General features: G+C 41.3%; 23 protein-coding genes and 1 riboswitch. Of the genes, 18 read left to right on the plus strand and 5 right to left on the minus strand.

Annotated elements, in window-relative coordinates; translation table 11 throughout:
• Positions 1–49 precede the first annotated feature (49 nt).
• Positions 50–168, minus strand: a riboswitch (SAM riboswitch).
• An 81-nt stretch (positions 169–249) separates the two neighbouring features.
• Positions 250–741 carry a YajQ family cyclic di-GMP-binding protein gene (locus ABG082_RS05355; RefSeq protein WP_007499076.1) on the minus strand — a complete coding sequence of 164 codons (492 nt, stop codon included), beginning with the start codon at positions 739–741 and terminating at the stop codon, positions 250–252.
• A 226-nt stretch (positions 742–967) separates the two neighbouring features.
• Between ABG082_RS05355 and ABG082_RS05360 the strand changes: the two genes are divergently transcribed.
• From ABG082_RS05360 to ABG082_RS05370, 3 genes are all read left to right on the plus strand, one after another.
• Complete coding sequence (locus ABG082_RS05360; protein ID WP_017366998.1) at positions 968–1,816, plus strand: S1 RNA-binding domain-containing protein; 849 nt, start codon at positions 968–970, stop codon at positions 1,814–1,816.
• A 157-nt stretch (positions 1,817–1,973) separates the two neighbouring features.
• On the plus strand, positions 1,974–2,951 hold the full coding sequence (locus ABG082_RS05365; protein ID WP_348936636.1) for a BMP family ABC transporter substrate-binding protein: 978 nt from the start codon (positions 1,974–1,976) through the stop codon (positions 2,949–2,951).
• Positions 2,948–4,597 (plus strand): methyl-accepting chemotaxis protein, encoded by a 1,650-nt coding sequence (locus ABG082_RS05370; RefSeq protein ID WP_348936637.1) that lies wholly within the window; start codon positions 2,948–2,950, stop codon positions 4,595–4,597. Before ABG082_RS05365 ends, ABG082_RS05370 begins: the two co-directional genes overlap by 4 nt.
• Before the next feature lie 41 nt (positions 4,598–4,638).
• Here ABG082_RS05370 and ABG082_RS05375 read toward each other — a convergent pair whose 3' ends face one another.
• Complete coding sequence (locus ABG082_RS05375; protein WP_008348544.1) at positions 4,639–5,496, minus strand: DegV family protein; 858 nt, start codon at positions 5,494–5,496, stop codon at positions 4,639–4,641.
• 141 nt (positions 5,497–5,637) lie between these two features.
• Here ABG082_RS05375 and ABG082_RS05380 point away from each other — a divergent pair, with 141 nt between their 5' ends.
• On the plus strand, positions 5,638–6,480 hold the full coding sequence (locus ABG082_RS05380) for a YitT family protein (RefSeq protein ID WP_025207135.1): 843 nt from the start codon (positions 5,638–5,640) through the stop codon (positions 6,478–6,480).
• A 14-nt stretch (positions 6,481–6,494) separates the two neighbouring features.
• Positions 6,495–6,950, plus strand: a complete 456-nt coding sequence (locus ABG082_RS05385; protein ID WP_076821895.1) for a BsuPI-related putative proteinase inhibitor — start codon at positions 6,495–6,497, stop codon at positions 6,948–6,950.
• Between the two features lie 44 nt (positions 6,951–6,994).
• Here the strand turns inward: ABG082_RS05385 and ABG082_RS05390 are convergent, their stop codons facing one another.
• From ABG082_RS05390 to ABG082_RS05400, 3 genes are all read right to left on the minus strand, one after another.
• Positions 6,995–7,186 (minus strand): DUF3813 domain-containing protein, encoded by a 192-nt coding sequence (locus tag ABG082_RS05390; RefSeq protein ID WP_348936638.1) that lies wholly within the window; start codon positions 7,184–7,186, stop codon positions 6,995–6,997.
• Positions 7,183–7,335, minus strand: coding sequence for a hypothetical protein (locus ABG082_RS05395; protein WP_008348539.1), 153 nt, complete (start codon positions 7,333–7,335; stop codon positions 7,183–7,185). The genes ABG082_RS05390 and ABG082_RS05395 overlap by 4 nt, the downstream gene beginning before the upstream one ends.
• An 88-nt stretch (positions 7,336–7,423) precedes the next feature.
• Positions 7,424–8,236, minus strand: coding sequence for a Cof-type HAD-IIB family hydrolase (locus tag ABG082_RS05400; RefSeq protein ID WP_348936639.1), 813 nt, complete (start codon positions 8,234–8,236; stop codon positions 7,424–7,426).
• A gap of 137 nt (positions 8,237–8,373) precedes the next feature.
• Here ABG082_RS05400 and ABG082_RS05405 point away from each other — a divergent pair, with 137 nt between their 5' ends.
• From ABG082_RS05405 to ABG082_RS05465, 13 genes are all read left to right on the plus strand, one after another.
• Positions 8,374–9,159 carry an alpha/beta fold hydrolase gene (locus ABG082_RS05405; RefSeq protein WP_008348536.1) on the plus strand — a complete coding sequence of 262 codons (786 nt, stop codon included), beginning with the start codon at positions 8,374–8,376 and terminating at the stop codon, positions 9,157–9,159.
• A 46-nt stretch (positions 9,160–9,205) separates the two neighbouring features.
• Positions 9,206–9,514, plus strand: a complete 309-nt coding sequence (locus ABG082_RS05410; RefSeq protein WP_003211530.1) for a metal-sulfur cluster assembly factor — start codon at positions 9,206–9,208, stop codon at positions 9,512–9,514.
• 116 nt (positions 9,515–9,630) lie between these two features.
• Positions 9,631–11,076 carry an FAD-binding oxidoreductase gene (locus tag ABG082_RS05415; protein WP_348936640.1) on the plus strand — a complete coding sequence of 482 codons (1,446 nt, stop codon included), beginning with the start codon at positions 9,631–9,633 and terminating at the stop codon, positions 11,074–11,076.
• The gene (locus ABG082_RS05420; protein ID WP_008348533.1) at positions 11,073–11,621 is read left to right on the plus strand and encodes an MFS transporter; all 549 of its coding nucleotides are present in this window, start codon (positions 11,073–11,075) and stop codon (positions 11,619–11,621) included. The genes ABG082_RS05415 and ABG082_RS05420 overlap by 4 nt, the downstream gene beginning before the upstream one ends.
• A gap of 138 nt (positions 11,622–11,759) precedes the next feature.
• Positions 11,760–12,797, plus strand: a complete 1,038-nt coding sequence (gene argC, locus ABG082_RS05425) for an N-acetyl-gamma-glutamyl-phosphate reductase (RefSeq protein WP_348936641.1) — start codon at positions 11,760–11,762, stop codon at positions 12,795–12,797.
• Between the two features lie 20 nt (positions 12,798–12,817).
• Positions 12,818–14,038, plus strand: a complete 1,221-nt coding sequence (argJ, locus tag ABG082_RS05430) for a bifunctional ornithine acetyltransferase/N-acetylglutamate synthase (protein ID WP_039167371.1) — start codon at positions 12,818–12,820, stop codon at positions 14,036–14,038.
• Between the two features lie 14 nt (positions 14,039–14,052).
• Entirely contained in the window at positions 14,053–14,829 is a 777-nt protein-coding gene (gene argB, locus ABG082_RS05435; RefSeq protein WP_057079704.1) for an acetylglutamate kinase, read from the plus strand.
• Complete coding sequence (locus tag ABG082_RS05440) at positions 14,826–15,977, plus strand: acetylornithine transaminase (RefSeq protein ID WP_348936642.1); 1,152 nt, start codon at positions 14,826–14,828, stop codon at positions 15,975–15,977. Before argB ends, ABG082_RS05440 begins: the two co-directional genes overlap by 4 nt.
• A gap of 69 nt (positions 15,978–16,046) precedes the next feature.
• A complete protein-coding gene (locus ABG082_RS05445) occupies positions 16,047–17,108 on the plus strand; it encodes a carbamoyl phosphate synthase small subunit (protein ID WP_017360179.1) in 1,062 nt (353 codons plus the stop codon).
• Positions 17,101–20,181: a carbamoyl phosphate synthase large subunit gene (locus tag ABG082_RS05450; protein WP_348936643.1), complete on the plus strand. Its 3,081-nt coding sequence runs from the start codon at positions 17,101–17,103 to the stop codon at positions 20,179–20,181. The genes ABG082_RS05445 and ABG082_RS05450 overlap by 8 nt, the downstream gene beginning before the upstream one ends.
• Entirely contained in the window at positions 20,178–21,128 is a 951-nt protein-coding gene (gene argF, locus ABG082_RS05455; protein ID WP_008348520.1) for an ornithine carbamoyltransferase, read from the plus strand. The genes ABG082_RS05450 and argF overlap by 4 nt, the downstream gene beginning before the upstream one ends.
• A gap of 103 nt (positions 21,129–21,231) precedes the next feature.
• Positions 21,232–21,411 carry a YjzC family protein gene (locus ABG082_RS05460; RefSeq protein ID WP_008348517.1) on the plus strand — a complete coding sequence of 60 codons (180 nt, stop codon included), beginning with the start codon at positions 21,232–21,234 and terminating at the stop codon, positions 21,409–21,411.
• A 169-nt stretch (positions 21,412–21,580) separates the two neighbouring features.
• The gene (locus ABG082_RS05465; RefSeq protein ID WP_008348516.1) at positions 21,581–22,846 is read left to right on the plus strand and encodes an MFS transporter; all 1,266 of its coding nucleotides are present in this window, start codon (positions 21,581–21,583) and stop codon (positions 22,844–22,846) included.
• The last annotated feature ends 43 nt before the right edge of the window (positions 22,847–22,889 follow it).

Raw genomic sequence — 22,889 nt, forward strand, 5'->3', positions numbered from 1 at the left:
AAAAGCCTTCTGATAAGAAGAAGACTTTTTGGCTGTATTGAAATTCTTCTCCTTATCTTCCAAGCAGTTGCTTGCTGGATTTAGCACCTTGGTCATAGAAAATAGATTTCTACTACACCGGTTGCTGAGGCTTCACAGGGCCAGTCCCTCTGCCTCTCTTGATAAGAAAGCGATATGAACATGTCAATGAATTGAACTTCCATCAACTGTATCGAAAAAATCGGAAATAATCAATGGAAAATTTGAAATTTATCGAAAATTTATAAATTGAACGTCAATCGGTAAATCTGCCTTGCGCATAAGCGCAATCACTTCTTGTAAATCATCTTTATTTTTTCCTGTCACACGCACTTGGTCATCTTGAAATTGCGACTTTACTTTTATACCAGACTGTTTGATCAAGGCATTGATCTTTTTGGCATTGTCCTTATCAATCCCGCTAATCAGCTTTGCACGCTGGCGAACGGTTCCACCCAGGGCATGTTCTGTTTTTCCGTAGTCAATGTTTTTAGTCGGTACGTTTCGTTTAATCAGTTTTGTCACAAGGACATCCTTTAGCTGCTCCAGCTTGAAGTCATCATCAGAAATGAGAACGAGTTCTTCTTTTTCTAGTGAAATATCACTTTTACTTCCTTTAAAATCATAACGGTTTTTAATTTCTTTCAGTGCTGCTTGAATGGCGTTTTGCACCTCTGGCAGCTCCACCTTCGATACAATATCAAATGAACTTTCTTTTGCCATCACATATGACCTCCAACTATAGATATTGCGTCTATTTTATCATGCCAATAGGGGAAGAAGAAACTTTATCGAAGAGAGTTCAGATGCATGCGGTATAATTCAAGTGCAGTTTGTCCACTTTAGCTAACAGAACTAGAGATGTTCATGATGACAGAAGTATAGTAGAATAAAGTGAATCAAAAGATGAACGAACGCTCTTTTAAGGGCAGATAGGAAGGAAGAGAACATGAGACCAGGTGAGCAACTGACCTTGCAAATAGATAACGAGATGGAATACGGCTACTTTTTAACAGATGGAGAAGATTCTGTCCTCCTACATCGCAGTGAGATGACAGAGGATATTGGAGATCGTGATGAAGTAGAGGTCTACTTATATGTAGATCATGAGGAAAGACTGGCAGCGACGATGAAAATTCCTAAAATCAATGCACATACATACGACTGGGTAGAAGTCGTAGACGTTGTAGAAGATATGGGTGCTTTTGTCGATATAGGTTTGTCAAAGGATGCACTTGTTGCAACTGAACACCTCCCGCCTTTTGAGGAAGCGTGGCCGAAAAAAGGCGACAAACTATACTGTATGCTCAAAGTGACAAGTTACGGGAGAATGTTCGCAAAACCAGCAACTGAAGATGTGATCAGTGAATTGTTTACTGAGGCGCCAGAAACGTTAATGAACAAAGAAATCACGGGGACAATTTATCGCTTAATTGCGACAGGTTCCTTTATGCTGACTGATACAGGGATTAGAGGATTTATCCATCGTACTGAGCGGAAAGAAGAACCAAGACTCGGATCGACCGTGACTGGACGCGTGATTGCAGTGAAAGAGGATGGAACTGTCAATGTGTCACTGCTTCCGAGAAAGCAGGATGCGTTATCAGTCGATGCAGAAGAAATCTTAACTTATATGAGAACGAGAAACGGTGCAATGCCTTACGGGGATAAAAGTGATCCAGAAGATATCCGGGAAAGATTTCAAATGAGCAAAGCAGCCTTCAAACGAGCACTAGGTCATCTGATGAAAAATGATCTTGTTTACCAAAAAGAAGGATGGACATACGAGAAAAAGTGAGCATTTGCTCACTTTTTTTATTTTTGTCATAAATAATGGTTTTTTTCAGTGAAAAAAGTCATGAAAAAAGCTGAAAATCCTTCACTTTATCATTGAAACAATGACTCTCAAATCCGATAAATAAGGGGTAAGGATGATAAAAGGAGTGTGTTTTTGGATGAAAGTGAAGATTTCATTACTTCTGATGGCAGCTATGATCATGGTACTCACCTCATGCAGCAATCAGCAGGGAGGACCACCGATATCAAATGCGAAGCATATTGGTGTCATGCTGACGGATGATGGTCTTGGTGATCAATCATTTAACGATTCATCATTTAAAGGATTAGAAAAAGCACGTGATGAGCTTGGCATTGAATTCGATTATAGAGAAATTGCAGAAACCGATACATATGAAAAAGGGCTGACCGAGCTTGTGAAAGATGGAAATGACCTGATCATCGGTGTAGGTTTCAGTATGCAAGAAGACTTAGAAAAGGTAGCGAAAAAATATCCGAAAAAGCAATTTTTACTCATTGATGCTGTGTCTGAACTGAAAAATGTCACATCAGTGACTTTTAAAGAAGAGCAGGGCAGCTATTTAGCGGGAGCACTTGCTGCCATGACAACAAAAAGTGATGTCATTGGTTTTGTTGGCGGAGTCGATGCAGAGGTTATCCACCGATTTGAACAAGGCTATCAAAAAGGTGCAAAATCAGTGAATCCGAACATCAAGATTGTATCCACGTATGCTGGCACATTTAGTGATGCAGGCAAAGGCAGTAAAATAGCGAAAGACATGATCAAAAAGAAAGCAGATGTTTTATATGCCGCAGCCGGTTATACGGGTGTTGGTGTATTAAAAGAAGCGCAAACGCAAGGCAAATATGCAATCGGTGTGGACAGCGATCAGTATTATACAGCTGAAAAAGCCGTTATTTCGTCTATGGTCAAAAAAGTCGATGAAGTCGTCTATCAATTCAGCGAACAGCTCGTCAAAAGCAGCAAAATCAAAAGCGGGCATATCGTTTATGACTTAAGTAATGACGGAATCGATATGGCAAGAATCCGGGTGCTCAAAGATGCTGAGAAATTAACCAAAAAATTAAATGGACTGAAGCAGACACTTCTGAAAGAAGAGGGGGCAGCATCATGAGCTTACGCATCAAAATTTTGCTCAACTCACTCATTTCACTTCTTTTAGCGGTTGGCGTAATTGCCTTTATTATTGTGAGTATGACAAAGATTCAGTCATCAAGCGAAACAGAAGTTCAAACCTTACTGAACGTACAAAAAACGAAGGCAAGCTTTGAAAGTGTCGAACAAGCCATGACCAATTATTCCATGACCCTTTCAGATGAACAGCTAGAGGTCGTTCAAAACGATATATCGACAGCGAAAAAACAGCTGCAAACGTTAAACAAAAACGCAGGAAATATGAACAAAGAAGCCCTAACACGGTTAAATTCAAAGTTTGACACATGGACGCAAGAAGCAAACAATGCCATTGGTGAAAAAAATGCCTCTGATGCCAGACGAGTGGCTGCCAGAATTGACGGTGTTTTAAACGACGTGCATACGATGAATAAAAGAGCACAAGAAGCGTATGAATACCATTTAGAGGAGACAGCAGACAATGTGCAATGGATCATCACAAGCGCATCTGTCGCAGCCCTCACACTGATTGTCATCGCCGTCTTTTTAAATATTGGTTTAACGAGATCCATTGTGACACCAATCAAATCCCTTTCTTACCGGGCAAAACAAATTGCCGAAGGAAACCTCGCTGTGGAGCGGATGAACATCAAGCGTAAAGATGAAATCGGCGGATTAAATGAGTCGTTCAATCAAATGACGGATCAGCTGATTAGCTTGATTCAAGAAATCAGCCATGTCTCAAGCCAAGTAGAATCATTTTCGATTCAGCTAGATGATGAAAACAAAAAGCTTATGGAATCAGCCAATCAAGTGTCTGTATCGACAGACGAAATGGCGAATGGTTCACAAGCGATATCAGAAGACCTTCAGCATGGCGTTAGTTTGATTGAGAAAATGGATTCACATGGCCGTAAGAATTCCGAAAGATCACATACAGTCATTCGTAGTACAGAGGATGCCATTGAAGCGGTAGAAAGCGGAAAGCACACGTTAACAGAAACAAAAGCAGCCATTGAAAAAAATACACGTGCGACGAGACAAATTGAAGAGTCAGCAGGAGAATTCACTCAGTACGCAAGCGGAATCTCCGCAATGGCCAAAACGGTTTCTGACATTGCGGACCAGACAAACCTCCTCTCACTCAATGCGGCGATTGAAGCGGCAAGAGCAGGAGAAGCAGGCAAAGGGTTTGCCGTCGTAGCGGACGAAATTCGTAAGCTCGCAGATGAATCGTCTCGTGCAACAAGACAAATTTTTGACATGGTGAGTCATATTGAAAAAGGCATTCAATCCATTAGCCAAACTGTACAAGAAGGGGTCAAGCTATCACTTCAGCAGCAAGATGCAATGGACAAAACCTCACACTCCTTTGAAGATATAGAAACAAAAGCACAACATATTAAGCAAGAAATGGCGGTCTTAAATGACCAAATTATTCAATCAACAGAGCTTGGCGGACAAGTGCTGCACTCGATTGAAAATATTAGTGCCGTTGTAGAAGAAACGGCAGCGGGCAGCGAAGAAATTTCTGCCTCGGCAAACGAACAACTGCAATCTTTCCATCAAATGAACAAACAAGTAGAAGAACTGATGAGTATGACGGCAAGGTTAAACGAAACCGTTCACCGATTTAAGTTATCATAAGAAAAGCACCCTTCCCGTGATGTTTCAGGGAAGGGTGCTTTTTATGATGGACTGCCTGTAAAGAAGATGGCAAGTGTGCTAGGGCCTGAGTGGGACCCGACAGCTGCGCCGATGACCTGGATGTCGATTTCTTTTGGATGAAATTCGGCTTCGATTAATTGTCTCATTTCTTCTGCAAGTGCAGGGTCATCTCCATGACTAATGCCAACAGTTTGGCTGGACCAGTCAGATCCGCGTTCTTTCATTAGCTCGATAATGCGTTTCAACAATTTTTTCCGGCCACGAATTTTTTCAAGGGGTATCAGTTTTCCATCCTCAACGTGTAAAATGGGTTTAATACTTAACAACCCGCCAACAAATGCGGACGCTTTACTGATTCTTCCGCCTCTTGCTAAATACGATAAATCGTCTACAGTAAAAATATGTTGTAAAGATTCACAAAAATGCTTTACAGACGTTTCAATTTCTTGTATTGTATTTCCGTCAATGGCAAGTGATTGAGCGTGTTTGACAGCTAGTCCATAACCAAGTGAAGCACATTTAGAATCAATGATCCGTAAATCGAAATCAGGGTATTCTTCCTTCACTTCGTTTGCCATCATCACAGCGGTTTGGTATGTACCTGAAAGCTCTGATGAAAAGGCAACATAAATAGCCGATGTATGGGTTTGTGCTGCAGAAACAAAGGCTTCCTTTATCCGGTTCGGTGAAGCTTGTGATGTTTTTGGACTTGCACCTTGTCTCATCGCATCAAATACTTGTTTTGGTTCAATGGTAATCAAATCCTCAAATTCCTGCTCGCCGAGTAACACACGCAGCGGAATGAGTGTCATGTTTTGTTCATCATAATAAGAAAGAGGCAGATCAGCAGCACTGTCTGCTATGATATGAACGGTCATCAAAATCCCTTCTTTCTAAAAAAATCAACCATATTTTACATCTTTTTAGCCTAACTATATCATAGAAAATCATCTTTTCGTGTTCAAATTCTAAATTTTAGGGAAAACCATAGAGAGAATGGTAAGTGGAGGAATGACAACATGTTCATTGGAGAAGCAAAAAAACTCATCGTCGTCGTCATTGGTGCCTTACTCAATGCGATTGGACTGAATTTATTTTTAATCCCTGCTGACGTATATGCAAGTGGTTTTACAGGGGTTGCCCAGCTGTTATCTAGTTTAATCGATCAATATGCACCGTTTTATTTATCAACAGGGATCCTATTATTTATTTTAAACATTCCGGTCGGCATTTTAGGCTGGATGAAGGTTGGTCGTTCCTTTACTTTGTATAGCATTATTAGTGTGGCACTGACAACGATTTTCCTCGGCATTTTACCAGAGACAAGTGTTTCTGAAGATATTTTATTAAATGCTGTATTTGGCGGAGTCATTTCTGCACTTGGCATTGGGATTACACTGAAATATGGGGCATCTACAGGCGGCCTTGACATTATTGCGATGATTTTAGCGAAATGGAAAGACAAACCAGTCGGCACGTATTTCTTCATTTTAAACGGAATTATCATTTTTACAGCAGGATTGTTACAAGGTTGGGAGAAAGCTTTATATACCCTTGTCACATTATATGTGACGACTAGGGTAATTGATGCCATCCATACGAGACATGAAAAGCTGACCGCCATGATTGTGACAAAGAAAGCAGATGAAATCAAAGAAGCCATTTATGGAAAAATGGTCAGAGGTATTACGACTGTTCCGGCCAAAGGGGCATTTACCAATGAACAAAAAGAAATGATGGTCATTGTCATTACAAGGTATGAGCTGTATGAACTTGAACAAATTATAAAGGAAGTCGATCCAAAAGCCTTTACAAATATTGTTCAAACAACCAATATTCTTGGATTTTTCAGACGAGATTAAAAGGTGGGTAGAAGATGAAAAAAGGGTTAGTGCTTTTTCTCGTTCTATTGGTTTTAACAGCTTGTGGGCAACAAAAAAAGGATGAACCAGACAAGGAGGTATCCGGTCAAATGGGAGAAAAAACCGTTGTACTCACAGTAGACCCCGTCCAAAAAGGTTCTTCGGTTCAATTTAATATGTCACTAAAAAATGAATCAGATCGAGATATTGAATTCACGTTTAACACAAGCCAGAAATTCGAATTGAGTGTGTACGATGAAGATGGAAATGAAAAATACCGTTACTCGAAAGACCGTATGTTTACACAAGCTATCCAATCCTTTGTGCTAAAAGCAGATGAAACATATGACTTCCAAGATACGTGGTCAAACGGTGTGGAGCCGGGAACGTATGAAGCGGTCGTCACATTTAAAGGAAAAGCAGAAGGGCTAAAGCAAATCACTGAGAAGAAAACGTTCCAAGTGAAATAAGAGAATAAGAAAAGCTGTCCAGAAAATGGACAGCTTTTTTACCGTTAAAGATCATCAAGCAGGTCTTGGAACGTATGCAGCTGGTTTCTTTCTGCATCTGTCGAATTAGCAAATGCAGATGATACGGCGTTTTTCGCTCGCTGAACTGCTTGTTTACGCTCTAAACCAGATGGAAATGAAGAAGTAAGGGCTTCTTCAGTAAATGATTTGGCTTGATCAAAAAGTTCGTTTCTCACAATGAACCTCCAGAAGCATCAGTCTTCATATTTCCCCTGTCCTCCGCAGCTTCTTCAAGTGTGGAACGATACGGAAAACGTGCGTCATGCAGACTGACTGAATCTTTACCTTGTTGTATAAAGCGTTTCGATTTGCTTCTTTTACCCATTCGGAATCCGCCCCTTTACACAAGCTGACAGGACAACCTGTCTAACGGTAGTATGCCCGCTTCGACCTGCTATGTATGAATGGAAAAATTAAAGCGAGAAGTAATTCGTTAGGAATTTTGCAATCCCATCTTGTTCATTCGTATCTGTCACTTCATTTGAGACGCGTTTCACTGCATCAATTCCGTTGCCCATGGCAACCCCGCATCCAGCAAACTCAAGCATTTCTAAATCATTGTCTTCATCTCCGAATGCCACAATCCGATCCTGAGGCACCCCGTAATAATCACTGATCTTTTGCAGTCCAACGGCTTTATTCATACCTGTTTTAATGATTTCAATGACGTGCCACGGAGCAGCCCAGCGTCTGTGATCAATGACTTCTGCATGAACATCTGTCAAATAGCTCCGGATCGCTCCGACGTCTTCTTCTTTTGCGTGAATTAAGACGCTTGTAACATTCTCTCCAAGATTGTCCCGAAGGTCTCCAACGGTCACTTTGTTTGCATTCATATTAAATATATCAATGAGCTTTTCATCATGATAATGGAAATACAAATCGTCTAGCACTTCAGCTAACACATTGTGTACTTTATATTCCTCACTAATATCCACAAGCTGTTTCACGACTTGAAGATCAAGTGATGTGTGAAATCTGCCCCATTTTTCATCAAGAGGATGATGGACAAACGCTCCATTAAAGTTCACAATCGGTGAATCGAGCTGCAATTGCTGATAATAAGGAGAGCTGGAACGAAATGGCCGGCCAGTTGAAATACAGACATGATGCCCGCTGTCTTTCACTTTTTGAATGACATCAAGTGTGCGTGCTGAAATCGTTTTATCGTCTTTTAATAACGTGCCATCCAGGTCAAGTGCGATTAGATAAGGTTTAGTCTCCATAAAATCTCCTTTGATCTGTAAGTAATAGGAGGCAGCTGGTGCGGGTGCCTCCACCTATAGTGTATCTTTATCACATCTTCGTTGTCTACATGTTAAAATAAACAAAGACGGGAATGATAAAGGAGGATTCATAGGCTGTGATCACCATTGATGAGCAAATGACGCACGATATTCCATTTTTACATATCGTAAAAGCTGAAAATAAAGATAAACCACTGCCACTTGTATTTTTTATACATGGATTTACAAGTGCACGCGAGCACAACTTACACTTCGCCTTTCATTTGGCGGAAAAAGGCATGAGAGTCATTTTGCCTGACTGTGCTTATCATGGTGTAAGATCAGAAAACCTCAGCTTAGAGGAACTGGCATCAAAGTTTTGGGAAATCGTCCTGAACGAAATCCGTGAAATCGATATACTTAAGACACATTTTCAAGAAAAACAATTGATTGAAGCCGATCTAATAGGTGTTGCGGGTACATCTATGGGAGGAATCACGACCTTTGGTGCACTCGCAAAACATGATTGGATTAAAGCGGCAGTCAGCTTGATGGGCAGTCCGAAATATACGACATTCCTACAAGCACAAATTATGGACATGCGGCACAAAGGGTTGATGAAAGAGATTACAGATGAAGAGGTTCATCAGCAATTAGACGCGCTGCGTCCTTATGATTTAACGCTGCAAACAGATCGACTAAACAAAAGACCGCTGTTATTCTGGCATGCAGAAAACGATCCGGTTGTCCCTTACAGACATGCAAAAGCTCTTTATGACGAGTTAGCAGAAACCCAATATAAAGAAGATCCGCACCTGATTCGTTTTATTACAGATGGACAGGCTGGCCATAAGGTCTCAAGACAAGCGATGTTTGAAACGATTGATTGGTTTGTGACACACCTGAAAAGCACAAACGTTTAGCCAAAAGGAAAAGTACGTTATACTAGTTGAAAAAGGAGTGGATATCATGGATGAAGCATTGAAAGAAAATATTTTAGGCGCCCTAGAACAGGTGATTGACCCTGAGTTAAACGTAGACATCGTCAACCTTGGACTTGTCTATGATGTCGATCTTGATGAGAATGGAAAAGCGGATATCACGATGACTTTAACATCAATGGGGTGTCCCCTTGCACCAGTTATCGTGGATGAAGTGAAAAAAGCATTAAGTGACTTGCCTGAAGTGAAAGAAACAGAAGTTCACATCGTATGGAATCCACCTTGGACACGTGACAAAATGTCAAGATACGCTAAAATTGCGCTTGGTATTCAATAAGTAAATACGACCTGGTATGAGTTGAACTCATGCCAGGTTTTTTTATGAAAAATTAAGGTAGAGGAGGAGTATAGATTGATATAATGGATGTAATTTTATAGAACGGAGTACCTATAATGAAACGAAAGTGGATATGGATCGTTCTTTTGATGGGATATGGCGCTGCCTTTTTTGCATCAGTCTCTATACGTGAAGGTCAAGCACACAAAAGACAAGGACTTGAGGCGTTTACAGATGTGAGTCACCTCATGCCGGTCAAAATAAAAAAAGTCGTGCAAGGAAAAGAAATAGAATCTTTAAAAGAAGTATTAGAAGAAGCAAAAGAGAAAAATCTGCCCATTTCAATCGCCGGAAAGCAGCATAGTATGGGCGGCCACACGTATTATGAAAATGGCATTGTACTAGACATGACAAAATTTCGCCAAATCGTATCATTTAATGAAAAAAAGAAGACCATTCGGGTCCAAAGCGGCGCCACATGGGATGATATTCAAAAATATGTGAACCCATATGGTCTTGCAGTAAAGGTGATGCAATCTCAAAACATCTTTACGATTGGTGGCTCGTTAAGTGCAAATGCACATGGACGTGACATTCGCTACGGCTCACTCATTGACACTGTGCGCTCTTTCACACTGTTAAAAGCAGATGGAGAGATCATCACAGTAAAGCCTAGCGATGATTTATTCACTGCTGTGATTGGAGGATACGGCTTATTCGGTGTCATTTTAGATGTTGAGCTTTCCTTAACAAAGGATGAATTATATAAAATGGAGACAACCTCTCTACACTTCGATGAATACACTGATTATTTTCAAAAGCATGTAAAGAACAATAAAGAAGTGCGCATGCATCTCGCAAGAATCTCTACAGCGAAAACAAATTTTTTGAAAGAGATGTATGTGACGAATTATTCGCTTACTTTTGATCAACAGATCGATCCATACCGCGAGCTCAAAGAAGATCAGCTCGTCATCCCTTTGAAATTTATGCTCGGCCTTTCGAGAAGATTTGATATGGGGAAAGATTTGCTATGGAACTTGCAAAAGAAGTATTTTCAAAGTCAAAATGACCAGCTGATCACAAGAAATAACGTGATGCGGTCTGATTCTGCTTTTTTAGAATATGAAAATGAGTCAGATACCGATGTGCTTCAAGAATACTTTGTTCCAGTTGATCGTTTTCGTGCGTATATCGATGACATGAGAAGCTTTTTACAACAGGAAGAATTGAATTTAATGAACATCACGATCCGCTACGTACAAAAAAATGAAAAAGCGGATCTCTCATATGCGAAAGAAGATATGTTTGCACTTGTTTTGTTAGTGAATTATGGTTTTGAGAAAGAAGAGAAGGCAGAAGCGGAGCGGGTCATCCGGCAAATGACAGATATCACCTTGCGGCACCATGGAAGCTATTACTTACCATACATGCCGTATCAAACGAAAGCACAAATGAAACAAGCGTATCCAAAAACCGATCTATTCTTTCAAAAGAAAAAGCAAGCAGATCCAGATGGCAGATTTATCAACTACTTTTATGAAAGGTACAATACACAATGAATGCTAAAGCAATGAAATGGTTCGTCTATTCACAAAGTCTACTGTTTTTCGCCAGTAGTCTCATTTTCCCTTTTTATATTCTTTTTATTAAAAATGTTGGGTCGAGCTACTCTCAATTTGGTCTTGCTTATGGTCTGTTTGGTTTGAGCGGTGCGTTCATTCATTTATTATTAGGAAAACTTCCTGAAACGACCGACAGGCGTCTCTTTTTAATCATTCATTCGTTTGGTATGGCGTTTCTTCTTCTCCTTTTTCCACATATCACAGAAGTAGAGCAAGTTTATATGATTCAGCTTGCCTTAGGTGTGCTAGGTGGTGTTCAGAAGCACGGAGAGAAACTACTCGTCACCGAACTCACAAATGAGAAAAAGCGAATGAAAGAAGTTGGGCACTATCATTTTTGGACAGCGCTTTTTTCATCCATCGCCATTATGCTTGGCGGCCTTTTTGCTGATTTCTTCACCATTCATTTGATTTTTTATGCAAGTTCCCTATTATATTTATGCAGTGCGCTTCTGGTCCTCAATATGAAGAACAATAGATAAAATCCGCATGTCTCACGAAGATATGTGGATTTTTTTATGAAAAAAAATGAAAACAAATATTAAATATACAATTGAATTAATTTTTATACATGTTATAATGTTAAATAATTTCACAAAGATCAAGAGGGTGTATTGACGTTGAAAATAGGTATTATAGGTGCTACAGGGTACGGTGGTGCGGAATTAGTTCGTATCTTTAAGCAGCATCCACATGTGGAGGAATGTATATTGTATTCATCAAGTGGTGATGGGCAATTATACAGTCAATCTTATCCGCATCTGACAACGATTACTGACCAAACATTAAAAGCCATTGATCCGGCTGCCATTGTGCAAGAAACAGATGCTGTGTTTTTAGCGACACCAGCAGGCGTTTCAAGTGAACTCACACCGAAGCTCATGAATCAAGGGGTGCCAGTTATTGATTTATCAGGTGACTTGCGCATTCAAGATGGAACTGTTTATGAAGCGTGGTATAAACGAAGGGCAGCGGATGAAGCATCGGTTCAACAAGCTGTATACGGATTATCTGAATTGAATCGTGAAACCATTAAGCAAGCGGAAGTCATTGCAAACCCCGGCTGCTTTCCTACTGCAGTTCTTCTAGGTTTAGCACCGCTGATGAAACAGAATTTAATCGATGAATCTATGATCATAATAGATGCAAAAACCGGGGTGTCCGGTGCAGGACGATCAGCCTCACTTGGCACACATTTTTCAGAGCTGAACGATAACTTTAAAATTTATAAGGTGAATGAACATCAGCACACACCTGAAATAGAACAAGTACTTAGAGAATGGAACCCGCAAACGGCGAACATCACATTTTCAACACACCTTGTCCCGATGACAAGAGGGATTATGGCGACGATGTATACACAATTGAAATCAGATGTCACAAAAGAAGAATTAATGAAACGGATGAAGGACTTTTATGAAGATTCCTATTTTGTAAGAGTGAGAGATCATGGGATATATCCGCAAACAAAAGAAGTATATGGCAGTAACTTCTGTGACATTGGTTTTCATTTAGATGAGCGAACAGGCAGACTGACGATTGTATCTGTCATAGATAATCTCATGAAAGGCGCAGCCGGCCAAGCGGTTCAAAACTTCAACATCATCAAAGGCTTATATGAAGAGGCGGGCCTCACAATGACACCTCTCTATCCATAAGAACAGGGGAGACAACAAACATGATCGAATTGAATGAAAAAAGTATTGTCAAAATAGACGGGGACGTATCATCACCAAAAGGTTTTGAAGCAAAGGGGATTCATATAGGATTACGCTATTCAAAAAAAGACCTTGGCTTGATCATCAGTGAAGTACCAGCAGCGAGTGCAGCGGTATACACTCAAAGTCACTTTCAAGCTGCGCCTCTTCAAGTCACACAAAAAAGCTTGAAAAAGACGGGCAAACTAAAAGGTGTCATTGTCAATAGTGCCATCGCCAACGCATGTACAGGTGAGCAGGGATTAAAAGATGCATACGACATGCAGGCAGCCTGTGCAGACATGTTAGGCACAGAGCCTGATTACATTGCCGTTTCTTCTACTGGTGTCATTGGAGAGTGTCTGGATATGGATAAAATCAAAACAGGCATCGCTCAGCTAAAAGAAGCAAAAGCAGGAAATGGTCACTTTGAAGAAGCGATTTTAACAACAGATACAGTCATTAAAAATACGACATACTCCTTGACGATAGACGGGAAAGAGATTCTCATTTCTGGTGCAGCAAAGGGCTCTGGTATGATTCATCCGAATATGGCAACAATGCTCGGGTTTGTCACAACCGATGCAAATGTCGAACAAGAAGCTTTGCAAAATGCTCTTCGTGACATTACAGATGTGACGTTTAATCAAATTACCGTCGATGGAGAAACATCAACTAACGATATGGTGCTTGTGATGGCAAATGGAATGGCAGAAAACCAGGCACTGAATGAAGAACATCCAGAATGGCCATTGTTTAAAGAAGGATTAAAACTAGCCTGTGAAGATCTAGCAAAAGAGATTGCAAGAGACGGAGAAGGCGCAACCAAATTAATCGAAGCGAAAGTTGTTGGTGCAAAAAACAACTTAGAAGCGGGTATTATTGCAAAAAAAATCGTAGGTTCAAGTCTTGTGAAAACAGCCGTATACGGTACGGACGCCAACTGGGGACGGATTATCGGAGCAATCGGTCATAGCGCAGCTTCTGTCACGCCAGAAGAGGTTGAAGTTTACTTAGGCGGGCAATGTCTGTTTAAACATAATGAACCTCAGTCTTTCTCAGAAGAGGAAGCAAAAGCGTATCTAGAGCAGGATGAGATTACGATTTTCATTCAAATGAATGAAGGAAATGGTGAAGCGGCAGCATGGGGCTGTGACCTTACCTATGATTATGTGAAAATTAACGCGAGCTATCGCACATAATGAAGGAGATAGACATGGATAAAACGATCGTGTTCAAGTGTGGAGGCAGTGTCATTCGAGAACTTTCCGATACCTTTTATGAAAATGTCCGCTCACTTCAAGCTGCTGGATTTAAACTGGCTATCGTACATGGCGGGGGTCCTGAAATCACGAGCATGCTGCAAAAATTAGAAGTGAAAACGGAATTTGTAGATGGACAGCGCAAAACAACAAAGCCGGTGTTAGAGGTAGCCGAAATGGTCCTTTCAGGAACGGTGAATAAATACTTTGTTTCAGAGTTGGCAAAGCATGATATATCATCTGTCGGTGTATCTGGTAAAGATGGACAGATGCTTGTCGCCGATTTTCTCGATCAAGATGTATATGGGTACGTTGGCGAAATCAAAGAAGTCAATCCAGAGATGGCAGAAGCACTAATGGAGAAACAATTCATTCCCGTCATTGCGCCGCTATCTATGACCGAAGAATGCCAAACGTTAAATGTGAATGCTGATCTTGCAGCATCAGCAGTCGCAGGAGCTATGAAAGCTGATAAGCTCATGTTTGTCACAGATGTGGAAGGAATTTTAAAAAATGGTGAGCTGTTAGACGTTGTCACCGAACAAGAAGCTCTCAAGCTCATCGATGAAGGTATTATTTCCGGGGGAATGATTCCAAAAGTGCAATCTGCGCTAAGTGCTTTATCAGGAGATGTGGATGAAGTCATGATTGTGAATGGAAAAGGCAGTATTTTTACAGGAGATACCTTTAGAGGAACTCGAATTGTAAAACAAAAGGAGGCGGTCCTGTGAGTCATCTCTTTCAAACGTACGGACGGTGGAATGTTGAAATTAAAGAGGCAGAAGGTTCTTGGGCAGTTGATACAACTGGGAAAAAATATTTAGACTTTATACAAGGCATTGCGGTCACGAATTTAGGTCACAATCATCCAAAGGTCAATCAAGCCATCAAGAAGCAGCTTGATGAGGTCTGGCACGTATCAAATCTATTTGAAAATGGACTGCAAGAAAAAGCAGCGGAAAAGCTGGCAGCCAACAGTTCAGGAGATCTCGTATTTTTCTGCAACAGCGGGGCTGAAGCGAATGAAGGGGCTATTAAATTGGCCCGAAAAGCAACAGGTAAAACAAATATTGTGACGTTTTTGCACTCTTTCCATGGGCGCACGTATGCTGGTATGGCTGCCACAGGTCAAGATAAAATCAAAACTGGTTTTGGACCGATGCTGGAAGGCTTTCATTATGTACCGTTTAATGACCCTGAAGCGATCACAGCGTGTGAAATCGATGATGTCGCAGCGGTCATGCTGGAAGTGGTGCAAGGTGAAGGTGGAGTGAATCTAGCTACAGCTGAATTTCTAGAAGCCGTTCAAACGTTTTGCAAAAAACATCAAGCGCTGCTGATTGTAGATGAAATCCAAACGGGTATTGGGCGCACAGGGACAGCATTTGCCTATGAGCAATCGGGACTTGATCCTGATATTATTTCAGTCGCAAAAGGTTTAGGAAATGGGTTTCCAGTCGGTGCAGTGATAGGGAAAAAAGCTTTAGGGGATGCATTTTCTCCAGGCTCTCATGGCACAACATTTGGTGGCAACATGCTCGCTATGTCAGCTGTGAACGCAACTCTTGATGTGATATTCAAAGAAGACTTTCTTTCAGAAGTGAAAGAAAAGGGTGCGTATCTCTTAAAGAGACTGCAAGAAGTCAAACAGCTGAATATCGTGAAAGAAGTACGGGGCAAAGGATTAATGGCAGGGATTGAGTGTCACCAGCCAGTAGGTGATTACATCACAGCCCTTCGAGAGCAAGGTTTGCTGGTGCTTCCAGCTGGTCCGAATGTCATTCGTTTATTACCTCCACTGAATGTCAAAAAAGTTGAATTGGATCAAGCAATAGAAGCGGTCATTCAAGTGTTAGCAAATGAAACAGTAACGGTCTAAATTTTTTTGCAACAAAACGTATAAACATGCATTTATATTATTAATTATTCAATACGGGGTGACACAAGCATGAAAGGTTATTTAAATTTAGAAGATGGAGCCTCTTTTGAAGGAGATCTGACAGGAGAAGCTGGCATAACAGGTGAAGTGGTCTTTTTTACAGGGATGACAGGTTATCAAGAGGTGCTCACAGATCCTTCTTATAAAGGACAAATCATTGTTTTCACATATCCACTCATCGGAAACTACGGGATCAATCATGAAGACTTTGAGAGCAAAAAACCACAAGTAAAAGCGGTCGTTGTCTATGAGGCAGCTGAGCATTTTTCTCATCACCTTGCAGCTGTAAGCTTAAAAGATTATTTACAGAAGTGGAACATTCCGCTTCTTACACATACAGATACTCGCGCAGTCGTGCAGAACATTCGAGCAAATGGAACGATGAATGCAGTGCTTAGTTTAGACGAAAATGAAACGCCGCCTGCAATGAAGCAAGACAATGTGGTTGAGCAGGTCACAGAAGATGAAGTATACACACAAGGCAGCGGTGAGGAACATGTAGCGCTCATTGATTTTGGCTTTAAAAAATCAATTGCGGACTCACTCGAAGCGCGCGGCTGTAAAGTCACAGTGATTCCGTACAAACAAATGGAAAAGGTATTTGATATCAAGCCAGATGCGATCCTTTTGTCAAATGGACCTGGAGATCCAAAAACAATGAAGCCATATTTAAAAACCATTCATGACATCATGATGACCTTCCCGACACTAGGCATTTGCTTAGGTCATCAATTAATTGCTCTTGCGCTTGGCGGGGATACGTATAAGCTTCCTTTTGGCCACCGCGGGGCGAATCATCCTGTACAAGATACAGAATCAAAACGTGTCTTTATGACAAGCCAAAATCATAGCTATGTGGTCAATGAAAAAAGCATGAATGACAAAGAAGTGGACGTCAAATTCCTCCACGTGAATGACGGATCTGTTGAAGGATTCATTCATAAAGAGAAGCTGATTATGTCCGTTCAATTTCATCCAGAAGCACACCCAGGCCCTGCAGAAAGTGAATGGGTATTCGATGATTTTATTGAGAAAGTGAAACAAGCAAGGAGAGAAGTCGCACATGCCTAAAGATCAAAGCATACAAACCATTCTAGTCATCGGGTCTGGTCCAATCATCATTGGTCAGGCAGCAGAATTTGATTACTCAGGAACACAAGGTTGTATGGCCTTAAAAGAAGAAGGCTACAACGTCATCTTAGTGAATAACAACCCAGCAACTATTATGACAGACGAGTCATTTGCTGATGAAATTTATTTTGAACCGCTTTCAGTTGATTCAGTGACAAGAATCATTGAAAAAGAGAAACCAGATGGTCTTTTAGCCAATCTTGGCGGACAGACAGCTTTAAACCTTGCTGTCGAGCTAGAAAAAGCCGGTGTGCTGAAAAAGCATGGGGTAAAACTGCTCGGAACGTCAGTTGAAACAATTGAGAACGGTGAAGATCGTGAGAAATTCCGTGCTCTCATGAAGCATTTGAATGAACCTGTACCAGAAAGTGAAATTGTGGATAATGCGAAAGACGCCCTTCAATTTGCAAAAGAAGTGGGCTTTCCTGTCATTCTTCGACCAGCCTACACACTTGGTGGTAAAGGGGGAGGCATCGCTTTAACTGAAGAGGCTTTTGAACCGCTGATTGAAGGTGCTCTTCTAGCGAGTCCGATTCATCAGTGCTTAGTTGAAAAAAGCATTGCTGGCTTTAAAGAAGTCGAGTATGAGGTCATGAGAGATCGTCAAAATACGTGTATCACTGTATGTAACATGGAAAATATCGATCCAGTTGGTGTGCATACAGGTGACTCGATTGTCGTTGCGCCGTCACAGACATTAACGGATCAGGATTATCAAATGCTCCGCTCAGCGAGCTTAAAAATTATTTCAGCGCTTGATGTCGTTGGCGGCTGTAATATCCAATTCGCTCTCGATCCACTCAGCAAAGAATATTTTGTCATTGAGGTCAACCCTCGGGTCAGCCGGTCTTCTGCTCTTGCATCGAAAGCAACAGGCTATCCGATTGCCAAAATGGCGGCAAAACTTGCGGTCGGTTATACACTAGATGAATTGAAAAATCCGCTTACAGGAACAACGTATGCTAGCTTTGAACCGGCACTCGATTATGTCGTGGTGAAATTCCCGCGCTGGCCGTTCGATAAATTTAAACAGGCAGACCGGAAATTAGGCACAAAAATGAAGGCGACTGGTGAAGTCATGGCGATTGACCGTAATTTAGAATCTGCCATTCAAAAAGCAGTCGCATCACTTGAAATCAAAACAAAGGGCTTCCACTTGCCTGAACTGAAAGAACATTCGACTGAACAATTATTTGAATTAATCAAAACACCGGACGATCGCCGTTTCTTCGCTGTCATGGAGCTGCTTTCCAGACAAGAAACCGTTGAAACGATTCATGAAACGACGAAGATTGATCTGTTTTTCTTACATGTTTTCAAGAATATGATCACACTCGAACAAGAATTGAAGAATCATCAGGGGACGCTATCCAAAGACACCTTAAGAAAAGTGAAGGAAAAAGGCTTTCTTGATGAAACAATCGCTTCTCTGACGGATCGCAGTGAACAAGATATCAGACAGCTTCGCCAAGAGTATGGCATTGCCGCTTCATTTAAAATTGTCGATACATGTGCGGCTGAATTCGATGCAAAAACGAATTACTTCTATTCTACGTACTTTGGCAAAAGTGATGGAGAGCATCAAGAGAAAACAAAGCAGCGTGCACTCATCATTGGATCTGGTCCGATTCGAATTGGGCAAGGGGTCGAGTTTGATTATAGTGCCGTTCACGGCGTTCTTACTCTACAAAAGCTTGGATTTGAAACCATCATGATGAACAACAATCCAGAAACGGTTAGTACCGATTATGAGATTGCAGATCGTTTATACTTTGAGCCTATCACGTTGGAACATATTTTAAACGTAGTTGAAGCGGAGCAAATTGATTTTGTCATCGTTCAATTTGGCGGGCAGACAGCAATCAATGTGGCGGAAGGTTTAGAAAAAGCCGGCGTTACCTTGTTAGGCACGTCCTTTGACACACTAGATGCATTAGAAGATCGCGATTTATTCTATCAGCTTCTTGATGAACTGAATCTTCCTCATGCAAAAGGAGATACAGCTCATTCAAAAGAAGAAGCACTGGGGCATGCTGCAAGCATTGGGTACCCTGTTCTTATTCGTCCATCATATGTCATTGGGGGAATGGGCATGATCGTTGTCCATACAGAAGCTCAATTGGCAGCAATACTTGATCAGCCAGATCATTTACCTTATCCGATCTTAATTGATGAGTACGTCACTGGAAAAGAAGTGGAAGTGGATCTCATTTCAGACGGAAAGACGACATTCATTCCAACAATCGTTGAGCATATTGAAAAAGCGGGCGTACACTCAGGTGACAGCTTTGCCATCCTACCAAGTGTCTCTATTAGTGAAGACATCAAAGAGCAGGTATATAACGCTTCTGAACAAATCGCAAAGAAATTAGCTTTTAAAGGCATCATGAATATTCAATTTGTGATGAAAGGGAACCAGGCGCTCGTATTAGAGGTGAATCCTCGGGCAAGCCGGACTGTTCCAGTTGTAAGTAAAGTCATGGGTGTTGACATGATCCCAATGGCGACTCAGCTGTTAGCTGGTGCAACGCTTGAAGAATTGAATCCTGTAACGAAGAATAAGGGGGGCACAGCTGTTAAATTCCCAGTCTTCTCCTCACATGCCATTCAAGATATCGATTTAAAGCTGACACCTGAAATGAAAGCGACGGGTGAAGGAATGTGTGTTGGAAAGAACGTCGAAAGCGCCTTGAAAAAAGTGTTTGCGCCGATCTGGCAACAGAAAGGGAGCCTCTATATTCATGGCAGTGAATTACTCATAGATGAAGCTACACGAGCAGGCTTTAACGTCTGGACTGGCAGCTTTGAATCGTGGCTGCAACAAGACGATAAATCGCTTCACATTCATTTAGGTGATGATGAAGAGGCAAAAGAACAGCGTGTAAAAGCACTCACACATGGTGTTCAAGTTCTAACCGAATATGAAACAGCGCAAGCGTTCCTGCAAGGAAAAGATGGAGATGTATCACCAGTATCACTCCACGAATTATATAAAAAGGAAGTGACGGCATGAGCCAAGTCGACGTGCAACCGGCATTATACGGAAAAGACTTTTTATCGTTAAAAGACTTTTCGATCAATGACATTGCGTACTTAATTGAAAAAGCAGAAGAAATGAAACAACATCCATATCAAGATTTATTCAAAGGAAAAACATTAGCGATGATCTTTGAAAAATCTTCAACTAGAACCCGTGTCTCGTTTGAAGCGGGCATGACGCAGCTAGGCGGACATGCGCTCTTCCTCAGCTCAAATGATCTGCAAATTGGCAGAGGAGAAACGATTGGTGATACAGCGCAGGTGCTGTCTGGGTATGTAGATGGCATTATGATTCGAACCTTTGAACATGAGAAGGTAGAAGAACTTGCAAAATACGCCTCTATTCCAGTGATCAACGGACTAACGGACTACTCTCATCCATGTCAGGCACTGGCTGATTTACTGACGATTAAAGAAGCAAAAGGCACACTAAAAGGTGTGAAAGTGGCGTACATCGGTGATGGGAATAATGTGGCTCATTCCTTAATGGTCGGCTGCGCGCAGTTAGGCTGTGACATTGCCGTTGCATCACCAAAAGGCTATGAACCTCTTCAAGAGGTGACAGACACTGCCCGGGAGTTTGCAAAACAATCAGGCGCAGAAGTCATCGTCACAACAGATGCAGTAGCTGCTGTTCAGGATGCAGATGTCATTTATTCAGACGTATTTACAAGCATGGGGCAGGAAGCTGAAACAGAGAAACGTCTAGCTGAATTTAAAGAATATCAAGTCAATGAGGAACTCATGCAACATGCAGCAGCAGATTATATCTTCCTTCATTGTCTGCCGGCACACCGCGGAGAAGAAGTGACGGCTGATATCATTGATGGACCACACTCTAAAGTATTCCAGCAAGCAGAAAATCGCCTGCATGTGCAAAAAGCGTTAATCAAAGAGCTCATGTATCAACAACCTAAATAAATCACAAGTGTCCCTGTCTCGACTGAGCAGGGACTTTTTACATATTGGATTGGAGAGGCAATGGACGGGACATAATAACATCAATCGAGAAAGGAGGATGGAAATGGGTCAACAGCATCAGTTTAAATCTGGTAATAAGGCACCTAATAATGGTGTTTATATCGAAATCGGTGAGACCGGTAGTATGGTGAAAGATCCTTTAAAGATAAAGCTTAAAGCAGGAGACGTCTTTCCGGATAACTCGAACCATAACCGTGTTTGGACTTACCAAAGAAAGCCATAAGCAATTGACTAAGAGTCCATATGAATAAGTCTTTAGAGGCATGTGTCATGCCTCTTTTTTCTTTATAATAAAAAACAATTAAGTTCCAATTTTCAAATAAATAGTATGAAAAAAAGAAAGATTAAGGTAAAATATGTAAAAATAGTATAAGGTTGAAAGGATTTGTGTGATGGAAAAGATGAATCTCAGTGAAAGTGTTTGGAATAAACGCTTCACCTCATTGTTCATATCAAGACTCATAAAAAATACAGGAGAAAGTTTTGCTTTTACATCCGTTCTTTGGTTATTGATTTTAAGAGGGGATGGAGCGCTCGGTACCGGACTTCTTCTAGCAGTGACAGTTCTTCCTTCATCATTGTTGGCCCCAATACTAGGACCTCTTATGAAAAGACATCATTTATCTAAATGGATGTTTGCTTCAGATGTCATTCGAGCAACCATTGTACTCATTATTCCACTACTGCATTTTTCGCACATATTGCCTCTATGGTTATTGATCTCATTAATGGTTATTCAATCGGCAACAGGTGCAGCATATAACCCGGCTTCTGTGGCCATCCTGCCGCAGATTGTTCCAAAGCATCTCATTCAAAAAGCAAATGCGATCCTGCAATCATCTTTTGAAATTGTCGCACTTGCTGCGGTGATGGTCGCTGGTCTTTTGGTCAAATTAATTGGACCTGCAGATACGCTCCTAATCACCACTGCTTTATTCATCATATCGGGCATGTTTATTATTGGCGTTAAACTGAAGAAGTCTGACGAAGAAAAAGCAGCAGGCATTAAACAAGCAAAGAATACATATCTGTATAACTTAAAAAGAGGCTTTCTAGTCGTTAAAAATCATCATATTTTATTTGCACTGACCCTTTATTGTATTTTAATGAATGTCGCTGCAGCTCCGTGGCAGGCATTATCCGCTGTATATGTAGCAGAAGCGCTGCAAAGTGATTCAATGGTGTATTCCATTTTAAGAGGTGTCGCCGCAGTCGGTGCGTTTATGATGGGCTTTGCACTGGCGAAGGTGAAAATCAAAAGGTTTGGCTTGTTCTTTATTGTCGCAGGCATGATTGAAGGAGCTGCATTCTTTATCACTGGAATGAGTACATGGCTTCCAGTCGTTCTTCTAGCTTCCTTTATTTTTGGTGCAGCCGTCAGTGCAATCAATGTCCCAGAGATGGTCATTATTCAAACGTCTGTTGACCAAGAAGATCAGCCGCAAGTATATGCCGTGATCAATGCGTCATCAAATGTCTTTCTCCCGCTTGCAGCCGTCATATCGGGCGTCCTGGCAGAACGCTTTGGAGCAGGACCTGTCATTGCGGGGGGTGGTGTGCTTGAAATTTTATCGGGCATCGCGATCTTCCTGTTCACAGGGCTTGCGAAAAGCCATTTGTCAGCAGACAAACAGAAGTCCGAAACGGTTGAGGTGTAACTCAAAAACCCCCTGTAATTGACGGCAGGGGGTTTTAGCGTGC

Origin of the sequence: Bacillus sp. BS1807G30 (genome assembly GCF_040047675.1) — a bacterium.
Taxonomy (GTDB): domain Bacteria; phylum Bacillota; class Bacilli; order Bacillales; family Bacillaceae; genus Bacillus; species Bacillus altitudinis.